The organism is Lishizhenia sp. (genome assembly GCF_057456495.1).
Genome location: NZ_JBVCPV010000005.1, coordinates 22,880 through 33,982 on the forward strand (window position 1 = coordinate 22,880; position 11,103 = coordinate 33,982).

At 37.2% G+C, this 11,103-nt stretch carries 8 protein-coding genes; 4 read left to right on the forward strand and 4 right to left on the reverse strand.

Annotation, left to right across the window (positions count from 1 at the left end; translation table 11 throughout):
• The first annotated feature begins 122 nt into the window (after positions 1-122).
• The 3 genes from AC22ZQ_RS00905 to AC22ZQ_RS00915 are packed head-to-tail and all read left to right on the forward strand — an operon-like array spanning position 123 to position 4,628.
• Positions 123-2,786: an efflux RND transporter permease subunit gene (locus AC22ZQ_RS00905; RefSeq protein WP_318956692.1), complete on the forward strand. Its 2,664-nt coding sequence runs from the start codon at positions 123-125 to the stop codon at positions 2,784-2,786.
• 12 nt (positions 2,787-2,798) lie between these two features.
• Positions 2,799-3,659, forward strand: coding sequence for a glucose-1-phosphate thymidylyltransferase RfbA (gene rfbA, locus AC22ZQ_RS00910; RefSeq protein ID WP_318956693.1), 861 nt, complete (start codon positions 2,799-2,801; stop codon positions 3,657-3,659).
• Positions 3,660-4,628: a polyprenyl synthetase family protein gene (locus AC22ZQ_RS00915; protein WP_318956694.1), complete on the forward strand. Its 969-nt coding sequence runs from the start codon at positions 3,660-3,662 to the stop codon at positions 4,626-4,628.
• 288 nt (positions 4,629-4,916) lie between these two features.
• On the opposite strand, the gene AC22ZQ_RS00920 is transcribed toward AC22ZQ_RS00915, so the two are convergent.
• Positions 4,917-6,227 carry an ABC1 kinase family protein gene (locus tag AC22ZQ_RS00920; protein WP_318956695.1) on the reverse strand — a complete coding sequence of 437 codons (1,311 nt, stop codon included), beginning with the start codon at positions 6,225-6,227 and terminating at the stop codon, positions 4,917-4,919.
• A 1-nt stretch (position 6,228) separates the two neighbouring features.
• Positions 6,229-6,867, reverse strand: a complete 639-nt coding sequence (locus AC22ZQ_RS00925) for a TetR family transcriptional regulator C-terminal domain-containing protein (protein ID WP_318956696.1) — start codon at positions 6,865-6,867, stop codon at positions 6,229-6,231.
• A 247-nt stretch (positions 6,868-7,114) separates the two neighbouring features.
• Here AC22ZQ_RS00925 and AC22ZQ_RS00930 point away from each other — a divergent pair, with 247 nt between their 5' ends.
• Positions 7,115-8,332 carry a glycosyltransferase gene (locus AC22ZQ_RS00930; protein WP_318956697.1) on the forward strand — a complete coding sequence of 406 codons (1,218 nt, stop codon included), beginning with the start codon at positions 7,115-7,117 and terminating at the stop codon, positions 8,330-8,332.
• A 232-nt stretch (positions 8,333-8,564) separates the two neighbouring features.
• Here the strand turns inward: AC22ZQ_RS00930 and AC22ZQ_RS00935 are convergent, their stop codons facing one another.
• Both AC22ZQ_RS00935 and AC22ZQ_RS00940 read right to left on the reverse strand, forming a co-directional pair.
• The gene (locus tag AC22ZQ_RS00935; RefSeq protein WP_318956698.1) at positions 8,565-10,769 is read right to left on the reverse strand and encodes a DUF1573 domain-containing protein; all 2,205 of its coding nucleotides are present in this window, start codon (positions 10,767-10,769) and stop codon (positions 8,565-8,567) included.
• Between the two features lie 5 nt (positions 10,770-10,774).
• On the reverse strand, positions 10,775-11,103 hold a 329-nt coding region (locus AC22ZQ_RS00940; protein ID WP_318956699.1), incomplete at its 5' end, for a type IX secretion system membrane protein PorP/SprF.

Genomic DNA, 11,103 nt, shown 5'->3' on the forward strand with positions numbered 1-11,103 from the left:
CAAATTTCCAAGGGGCAGCAATAAAAGGACATTTGACCAATATTCCTGAAATATGGGAGGCTTGATTTCTTTGGGTTTAGCTTTATTTATTTACCTTTGTTCGTTTTAAATTTTGAATTTGGATGTGGTTTAAACTTTCTCAATTAATCTTAAGAAATCGTTTCTTAATCTTGTCAATATTGTTCCTGGTAACGGTAACAATGGGCTACTTTGCGGCAACCAGCCTTAAACTAGATAACAAGTACGGAAACATGCTCCCGAAAGAGAGTCCTGCACAAAGCAAGTATTTGAAGTTTAAAGAAATGTTTGGTGAAGATGGTGGAACCCTTGTTATTGCCATCAAAACTGATAGTTTATATACGGAGGAGAATTTCAAACTGTGGAAACAGTTGGGAGATGATATTGCACAAGTAGATGGAATTGAATCTGTACTTTCTGAAGCAAGTTTATTTACCCTTGAAAACAATACGGAAGCGCAGAAATTCGAAGCTCACCGCATTTTCACGGATACCACATACCAAGAAAAATCAATTCAACAAATTAAAGAGGAAATTCGTAATAACCCACTTTACGATGATCTTCTCTACACGAAAGATGGCCACGTTTCCCTCATGATGATAGGGGTAAGTGAAGCATTCCTTGCCAATCCTAAGAAAAGTGATGTGGTTGTTGATGTAGAAAAAATGGCAGAAGAATTAACGCCAGTTTTTGGAAAAATTCACTTTGCCGGACTACCCCACATTCGAGTAATCATTGCCAAAAGAGTAATGAGTGAAATGTACATATTTATTGGTTTAGCAATTGCTGTAACTTCTTTATTACTTTTCATTTTCTTCAAATCATTTAGAGTTGTAATGTTCTGTAACTTGGTGGTATTTACCGCTGTGATTTGGTCCTTAGGTATCATCGGTATGCTAGGTTTCAAACTATCGATAATGATGGCCTTGATTCCACCATTGATGATTGTAATTGGAATTCCGAATTGTATCTTCTTACTTACAAAGTTCCACCGAGAGGTCTCTTTGCACGGTAACAAAACCAAAGCACTCTCGCGCGTTATCCAGAAAATTGGAAATGCTACTTTCTTAACGAACTTAACAACAGCCTTAGGGTTCTCAACCTTCATTTTCACCAACAGTGAAAAATTAATTGAGTTCGGTATCATAGCTTCTGTGAATATTTTATTGGTATTCGTATTATCTATTACCATTATCCCTATCGTCTTCTCTTTGGCCAAAATGCCAAAAAATAGACACCTTTCTCACTTAGACAGAGACTTCACTAAAGGCTTAATGACCAAATTAGCCCACATCGTATCTTCTCGAAGAACGAAAGCGTATTGGGTTACTGCAGTGATTGTTGCACTTTGTGTTTTTGGAATGACACGTATTGAAGCAACAGGAAACCTTACGAGTGATTTACCGAGTGATGACCCTATTTTATTGGATGTAAATTTCTTGCAAAACAGTTTTGGTGGCGCCATTCCTTTCGAGGTGATGGTAGACTATAAAAATGAAGGAAGATTACTGAAAACCTCTACAATGAAAAAGATAGAGGAAGTTCAAGAAGTATTTGCAGCAGATACGATGTTCTCTAAATCACTTTCCTACATTGATGCGATCAAGGTGATTAACATGGCTTACTACGGAAATAATCCAAGTCAATATAAAATCATTAATAACAGAGATAAAAGAAGATTGAAGACCTACATGGATTCTATGAATTTATCTCAAAATAACAACACCAACATATCGCTTAGCGAATTAGTAGATACAAGTAGAACTACGCTTAGAATCCGTATGCAAGTGAGAGATTTAGGTTCTTACGAAATCGCAGATAAGGTGGATACTATCCGTAGAAAAATTGACAATATCTTAAACCCAGACAAAGCAGAATACGAACGTTTGTACGCTGCCTATGAAGCCGGTGATAAAGCAGTATTAGATACTTTAATTCTAGAAAACTCTGGCATCTACAATGGCGTAACGGCGAATTTATCCAATGGAAATGACGAATTGCAGTATGCCTTTGATATGAACCCGGAAAAAATCAGAGAATACTACGACAAGGTAGAATTAAAAACAGCCTTGAGAAGTGCAATTGATGAGGAATATTTCGGTATAGACATAACAGGAACTTCTGTAGTAGCTGCTGAGGGAACACAATACCTAGTAAAGAACTTACTAACGAGTTTAATGATTGCGATTGTAATTATTGCTGTGTTAATGTCTCTCTTGTTTAGATCTTGGAAGATGGTTGTTATCTCATTGATACCTAACTTTATTCCTCTTTTAACAACAGCAGGTATTATGGGATTCTTCCAGATTCCTGTAAAGCCTTCAACGATTTTAGTATTTAGTATCGCCTTTGGTATTTCTGTAGATGATACCATTCACTTCTTGGCGAAGTATAGAATGGAATTGAAGTCAAATCATTGGGATTTAAAACTATGTGTAATGAATGCCTTGAAGGAAACCGGTGTAAGTATGTTCTATACTTCCATCGTATTATTCTTTGGTTTCTCTATGTTTGCCTTATCTCAATTTGGAGGTACACAAGCATTAGGATTATTGGTTTCGTTAACCTTATTAATTGCGATGACAACGAACCTTGTAGTGCTTCCATCGCTTTTACTAACTTTAGAAAAACGTGTTTCTTCGAAAGCATTTGAAGAGCCATACATACAGATTTACGACGAAGAAACAGACATAGACTTGGATGAGCTAGAGGTTGACAGAACTACGGCCATCGACTATGATCCTTCGGAGGAGTTAGACAAAACTTAAACCGCAAAAACTATGAAGGGAATTATTTTAGCAGGAGGATCAGGTACTCGTCTGCATCCATTAACATTGGCTGTAAGTAAGCAGTTAATGCCTATCTACGATAAACCCATGATTTACTATCCGCTTTCTATTTTAATGAGTGCGGGTATTAAAGATATTTTGATCATTTCTACACCTCACGACATGCCCAATTTCAAGAAGCTTTTGGGAGACGGGAGTCAGTTAGGATGTAATTTCCAATACACCATTCAGGAAGAACCCAATGGTTTAGCCCAAGCTTTTGTTTTGGGAGAAGAATTCATAGGTGATGATAAAGTTGCTCTTATATTAGGAGACAACATTTTCTACGGTGTAGGAATGGATGAACTACTCAAAGAGAACAATTCACCAGATGGTGGTGTTGTATATGCTTACCATGTGTCAGACCCTAGAAGATACGGTGTTGTAGAATTTGACGAGGACATGAATGCTGTTTCTATTGAAGAAAAGCCGGAGCATCCAAAATCTAATTATGCCGTTCCAGGTTTATATTTCTATGATAATGACGTAATAGAAATCGCCAAAAACCTAGAGCCATCTGCACGTGGAGAATATGAAATCACAGATGTGAATGCTGAGTATTTGCGTCGTGGAAAATTAAAAGTTGCCGTATTAAACCGTGGAACAGCCTGGTTAGATACCGGAACTTTCCCTTCCTTAATGCAAGCCGGACAATTTGTTCAAGTAATTGAAGAAAGACAAGGCTTAAAGGTAGGATGTATAGAAGAAGTAGCCTATAGAAACGGCTTTATAGATAGAGAACAATTGGAAAAGTTAGCCCAGCCCTTAGTTAAGAGTGGTTATGGTGATTATTTAATGCGCTTAAAAGATTAGATGAATACAATTTTAGAATACCAGGGAATTTTAGAGAATGAGATTCAGAAAATTTCCTTTCCGAAAGAACCCGCGAACCTTTATGACCCATTAACTTACTTTCTTACCCTAGGAGGAAAGAGAACAAGACCAACTTTGGCGATGTTAGGGGCTAATCTTTTCGGAGAACCTGGTATCAAAGCTTTAAATGCGGCCATTGCGGTTGAATTGTTCCACAATTTCACATTGATCCATGATGACATTATGGACGATGCTCCTTTGCGTAGAGGTATGCAAACTGTTCACGAAAAATGGGATACTAACGTAGGTATTTTATCGGGTGACGGACTTTTTGTTGTGGCTTATCAATATTTGGCAAAACACGATGTTGATGTTTTACCTCGTTTGTTAGAAATCTTCTCAAAAACAGCTTTAGAAGTGTGTGAAGGTCAACAAATGGATATGGACTTTGAAACACGCGATGACGTAAGCATTGATGAGTACATAGAAATGATACGTTTAAAGACATCTGTTTTGTTAGGTGCAGCCTTAGAAATGGGAGCTACTATCGCGAAAGCAAGTAAAGAAGACGCACAGCACATTTATGATTTTGGAATGAATATAGGACTAGCTTTCCAGATTCAAGATGATATTCTGGACCTCTATGCAGATCCTGATAAGTTTGGAAAACAAGTAGGTGGAGATGTTATCGCCAACAAGAAAACATACTTACAACTTTCAGCTTATCAACATGCTAATGAAGTTACTCATGGTACACTTAAAAGCTTAGAAACAGAAACAGACTTAGTAGAAAAAGTAAGTCAAGTACGTTCTATTTTTGATGAAATTGGTGTCCGCGAAATGGCAGAGCAAAAGAAGGATGAGTTCTACCAAAATGCACTTACAGCCATGGAAAAAATTAACGTTCCAGCAACTAACAAGGAGAACTTATTAGGATTAGCAAAAATGCTAATGAGCAGAGAAGTTTAAAAGAAAATACTATTCAAAAAAAGCCATTCCCTTAATGAGAATGGCTTTTTTGTTATTCAAGGATTCACTAAAAAACTCAAGTAAGAAGGAATTCGGCCTTGTAAATGAAACTTTATTTTTCAAAATGAAAGCTTAGGAAGTTCGTTTAGCTCGATAGAGATCCAACGAACGAACTTAGTTTTCATGAAGAAAAAGGAAGTTTTAGTTACACAGCCTAGCGTTTTCTTTGGTTCGTTTCTTTTTGGCAATGCAAAAGAAATGAACAAAACCCAAGCTACGAAGCCATTACTAAAAAGGCTTATAATTCACCTCTACCTTCGCTTTTAGCTGATTCAATAAAGAATACAGTCCAAAGAAAGTACGCATGATATAAATGGCATCCCTACTTCCTCTGGCGTTATTCATTTTTCTTAGTTCTTTATCTTGTGACAAATCTTCTCCCATCCCATAGATCTTTTGAAAGAAATCATCATTGCCAAAATCAAAACTATCTCCGTGGAAAGGTTGAGCAAGCAAAGCTACACTTTGAATGATCATCGCTTTGAGTTTCTTTTTCTGCTCAGGAGTATCCTCTGGTCTGTAGAAATTCATGTTCTCGAAAATTACTTTCAACTCTTCTTCTTTGTCCAAAATATCCGGACGTAACAATTGAAAGTAATTCGCAGCAAACTCCTCTGGAATCTCCTTTACACAACCAAAGTCAAGTATACATAAATTGTGATTTTCATCCACCAAGAAATTACCCGGATGCGGATCTGCATGCACCATACGTAATTCTTTCATTTGATACATGAAAAAATCCCACATACTCTGCCCTACTTGATTTCTTATTGCCTGACTCGGATTTGATTTGATAAAATCAGGAAACTTCTCTCCCTCTAACCAATCCATAGTTAGTACCCTACGGGCACTTAAATCCTTGTAATATTTAGGAAATCTGGTATGCGCTATGAAGCTACATTTCTCTGAGATGAATTGAGATCGATTTAACTCTAACTCGTAATCCGTCTCTTCTATCATTTTGGATTCTACCTCCTCCATGTACATCTCCATGTCAGCAGCCTTCATATTCAAGAGTTTCTTTGCCAAAGGTTTGATCATCTTTAAATCAGAACTAATGGCATCACCTACTCCCGGATATTGAATTTTCACAGCTAACTCTTTGCCATCTTTGGTGGCCTTGTGCACCTGACCAATACTTGCTGCATTTACCGCTTCTTTTGTAAACGTATCAAATAGCTCATTGGGCTTTGCTCCCAATTGTTTCACAAAAGTTTTCGCTATCAACGGAAAGGACAAAGCAGGAGCACTGTATTGCGACAAAGAAAACTTCTCTTGATAGGCAGATGGTAGCATTTGGTTGTCCATACTCATCATTTGCGCCACCTTCAAGGCACTCCCTTTCAACTCACTTAAAGAAGCATAAATATCTTCCGCATTATCGTGGTGTAACTCGTCTTTGGTCAGATCTCTATTAATGGATTTCTTCGCGTAATACTTAATATAATTACCACCCACTTTAGCACTGGCTCCCATTATTTTGGCCGCGCGCTTCACTTTAGAAACGGGTATTTTACCCTGGCCTTCTTCCTTGCTCATTTTACAGTACTTTAGTTTTTATAGCAAACTTTCCAAAATCTAACATTGCATCTAACGGACCTTTGCCTAGTAGGTCAAACGCCAAGTTCACCGATTTCTCAATAGCCGCATCCGTGGTTTCAAAATCATCTGATTCATCTTTCAACCATACTCTATACACATAGGTGAAAAGCAAATAGAAACCTTTTGAATAATGATCAGATATATAAGGACGGTTTACCACTTCCTCTTCATTTCTCGCTTCCATTAAAATTTGTTCTACCCTTGCATTCAACTGAAGAAAGAAATCTTTCCAGTCATCCTTAAACTCTTTCAATACGCGAGGATCTGTAGAATTATACTTGTGCAACAAATAGCTGCGTTCCATTTTCAAATGTTCAAACAATGTAAAATACAGGGCCAACAATTTTTCTCTGGCGCTAAATGATGCATAGTTTTCGTCTTCATCCAATGCTTTTAAGGTTTGATCTACCAACTGGCGAAGAAACACTTTTTTTAATTGTTGCATGCTCGAAAAATGAGCGTAAAACTCACTTTCTTCCACCTCTAGTTCTTCCGTAAATTCGAATACTGAATGCGGTGGTCGACCCTTGGTCAATTCAAACTTTTTATAGGCTTTTAGAAGTATAGATTTTTCCATGACTTTTCTTTTTAAAACAAACGCTTTCAAGGAATTGTTTAGTATTTCAAGATCTACTTTTAACATTAACTAACAATTGAAATTAAAAGACAGGTAAATGAAGGAATATTAAATATTTGAATCACTAATATGTCTAACAATCTAAAAGTCTAACATTTTAAATGTCTATGATTACAAATAATCAATCCCTGTGAAGTAGCACCCTATATATCCATCGAGTTTTAATAGTTATCTCTATTTTAGAAGCATGAAAAAACATGTACTGTACCTTTCTTATGATGGTATGACAGATCCTTTGGGTCAGTCGCAAGTATTGGCTTACCTCAAAGAACTCACGCAGTACGATTTTGTTTTTCACCTCATCAGTTTTGAGAAAAAAGACAGGTGGGAACAACATGGTGATTTTATTCAAAAATTTTGCGATGAAGCCAAGATACATTGGTATCCACAAAGCTACCGTAAAAAACCACCTGTAGTATCAAGTTTTCTTGATGTAAAAAAAATGGAAAAAGTTGCCCTTTCTATTGCAAACAGATATCCTATAGCTTTCATTCATTGTAGAAGTTATATGTCCGCACTTGCGGCATTATCTATACGCAAAAAGAAAGGAATTGAATTTCTCTTTGACATGCGTGGTTTCTGGGCAGATGAGCGGGTTGATGGTAAGATTTGGAACATCAACCAGCCTTTGTACAAATACATATACAACTACTTCAAGAAAAAGGAAGTGGAGTTTTTAAACACAGCGAAACATACCATTTCTTTAACACAGCATGCAAAAGAGGAAATGTTGCGTTGGAAGCAACTTCATTTACAAGACAAAGACATCTCCGTAATACCCTGTTGCGTTAACACAGACCTATTCAATCCAGAAGTGATTGATGCGCAAAAAACATTTGAAACCAAACAAAAGTTAGGAATAGCAGAGGCTGATTTCATTTTAGGCTATGTAGGTTCGTTAGGCACTTGGTACATGTTACCTGAGATGATGGAACTCTATGCAAACTTGCGGAAAAACAAACAACAACCTGTTTTCTTGTTTGTCTCCAAAGAAGACCCTGAAAACATATACAAACAAGCCCTGAAATACAAGGTTCCAAAAGAAGAAATTGTATTAACCTCTTGCCTCCACCATGAGGTTCCGGAATATGTTTCAACCTTCGACCTATCGGTATTCTTCATTTTACCTGCCTACTCTAAAAAAGCATCTTCTCCCGTTAAACAAGGAGAACTCATGGCGATGGGTATTCCTTTAATTTGTAATGCGGGTGTAGGTGATACAGACAAAATAATTACAGAAGCACAAGCGGGTATTGTTTTAAAAGGAACACAACCTGAACACTTTAAAAACCTGCATTTACCTGAAGTCAACCGTCAGGAAATTATGCAATATGCCAAAGAAAAATTCTCTCTTAAAAATGGTGGTTTGAAGTATTTGTTGGCCTACAAGAAAATGATTTCTTAGATTTCTAGAGAGCTAAATGATCAGTATTAAGTGTGATTACTGAGCAGGAGCGAACAAAAATCTCATTCCATGGAAAAGTTGCTCATCTCGACTCCGATTGATAACCTCAATGAAGACTTTTTAAATCTTCTAATCCTAGGTTTCCGAGCGAAGCGTTGTGGTGAGCCAAGTCAAACTATCGAAGGATAAAATCTTTAAACTCTCAAACATTCAAACCCTCCAACTTCTCGAATCACTCCTCCTCCACTATCCCAACTAAAATCAAACGCATAGGTTTATCAGCTCCTTTGGTATACACATAAACAGATTGCACCAAACGTCCTTTATAATGTGTAGTATCCAGACTTACTGGAAGCTCTATTTTTTGACCGGGTTGCAGGATACTGTCGCTTAATTCAGCCACAACGCAATGACATGGCAATTGTAAACTATCTATATACAAAGGCTTATTTCCCGTATTCTCTAAAATGAATGTTTTATGAATGATTTCTCCTTCTGTAATCGTATCAAATTGATAAATTGGATCTTTCACTTCGAGTTGCGCCTCTTTTTCTAGTGTATCTAAGAACACACTTTGAACCTCAATTTTACGTTCAATGGCGGCAGCCCGAGAATAGATAGAGTTCTTCTTATCATTCGGATTATCACTCGTAAGCGTATTGGCTGTATATTCTCCAAAAGGCACTTCTTCTATGCTTAAATTTCCATCTTCGAAATGCTTTTTGAACTCACCGTTCCCATATTCTTCCAAATAATTCTTCAGAGAAGCTATCCTACGTTTAGTAAGGTTTACATTATAATCAGATTTGGCTAACGGACTGGCAAAACCTTTTACTGTTAACTTAATTTTACGGCCTTTGTTCAACTCTTCCAGTAATAGATCACGGAAAACTTCCAAATCCTTCACCCCTTGCTCTACATATTCGATAAAGAAATCTTCTATATCGTCCTTGGCATCTTGTGCAGCTTCGCCACTTAGCCCCGCGCTGTATTCCTTTTTATATCTATCTAGCATGGCCATGTAATCCTTATAGCTATCGATATAATTTACCCTTGTTGTTGTATCTATAGATCGAGGATCAGGAATATCATTATGGAAATATAAGGTAATGGGCAAACGTTTATTCAATTCCTCTAAAGACTCCTCAGGTGTTAATTCCTCTTCTTCTTGTGGAAGTCTATACATTACAAATACATCCGAACAACAGGTTGGATTTTTACTGTATAAAACTCCCAAACGATTCGAACTTACATAGGCACTATCTCCTGCTTGGAAATAATAAAGATCATTGGCGGGACTGTTTATAGGAGCTCCCATGTTCATTGTTTCTCCCCAACCATTATTGTAATCGGCATAAAACACATCGTAACCGCCAAAACCTTCGTCCCAAGAATTACTGAAGTACAAACGTTGTTTATCTCCATCCCAATAAGGACTTAAATCATTATCTGCTGTATTTATACTCCTCGCATTTCGAGGTTTTTTATATTGATTGCCGTCTTCAATAAAGCTGTACCAAATATCCAATCCACCTTTTCCTTTGTCTCTATCACTAACAAAGAATAACACCTCGTCACCTTCCCATTCCCCTATAAAAGGCATCGTTGTATTCGCATGGGTTTCATTAATAATCTCTCCCAAAGTATCTATATCCGAAAACTTACCCTTTTGTGTATATGCCACCAATATTTTACACTGATAATTTGCACCATTGGCCTTGCACGCCGAAAAATAAAAGCGTTTCCCATCTAAACTAAAGCTTCCGTTCCCCGTGTTATAAGCTTCCAAGGCGAGATCTTCAATTCGTTCACCGTCTTTAAGCCCCTCACCTAGATTTGATCTGTATATCTGGGTAGAATAACTGTCTGCATAAACTTCTTCTTGTGCTGAAATTGAATCTGCTCGCAAAGAGCTGAAGTACAACTGATTTTCATATATACGATGCCCAAACTCCGCATTCTTTGTATTTACACCTTCCGGCAAAGCTTCAAAAATTAATGTAGAAGTATCTGCAATCGCATTTTTTGCCCATAAACAAGATTTAAATTCTTGTCTGGCTTTAGCATAGATGTATTTATTCTTAGAACCCCTATACTTTTTCTTGGCCAACTTAAAGGTCTCCAAAGCTTCAGCGTATTTACCATTTTGCTTTTGCATCAAACCTAAATAGAGCAAGCTTTCTTCGTAGATTTCAGTCTCTTCCCTTTCATACACTTTGGCATAATAATACTCCGCCTTTCTGTAATCTTTAAAAGCGCGTAAAGCCTGCGCATACTTCCAATAAATATCCACGCTGGTAGAATCTATCTTCATGGCCTTTTGATAGTAACTAAGCGCATACACATAATCTCCTTCAGCCACTTTTTGATCGGCGAACGCTACATTTTTTTGATACTCTTTTTGTCCGAAACTCAAAAAGGAAAATATGCTAATCAAGAAAATTATATGAAGTCTGGACATACTCTATGTTTAATGTTTTTAGGTTTGAATCGGGTAAGGATGTAACGAAAACTCAATTCCAAACCACCGCGGGCATTACTCGCCGGAACCAATTGAGAAACATTAATATCGTAGCTAATTCCCGCCCAGATATTTTGCCAATCCATTCCTAAAACTAAGTACATTGCATCTCTATTTCTCAAGTACAATCCGCCGTACAACGCCTTATAATTTCCGTTTCTATTTTCTAAATAGTATTTGGCTTGGGCTCCAAAGATGAGTTCTTTGTACTTTCCTTGCGCATTAAATTGCAGGGAAGGAAGAATATCCC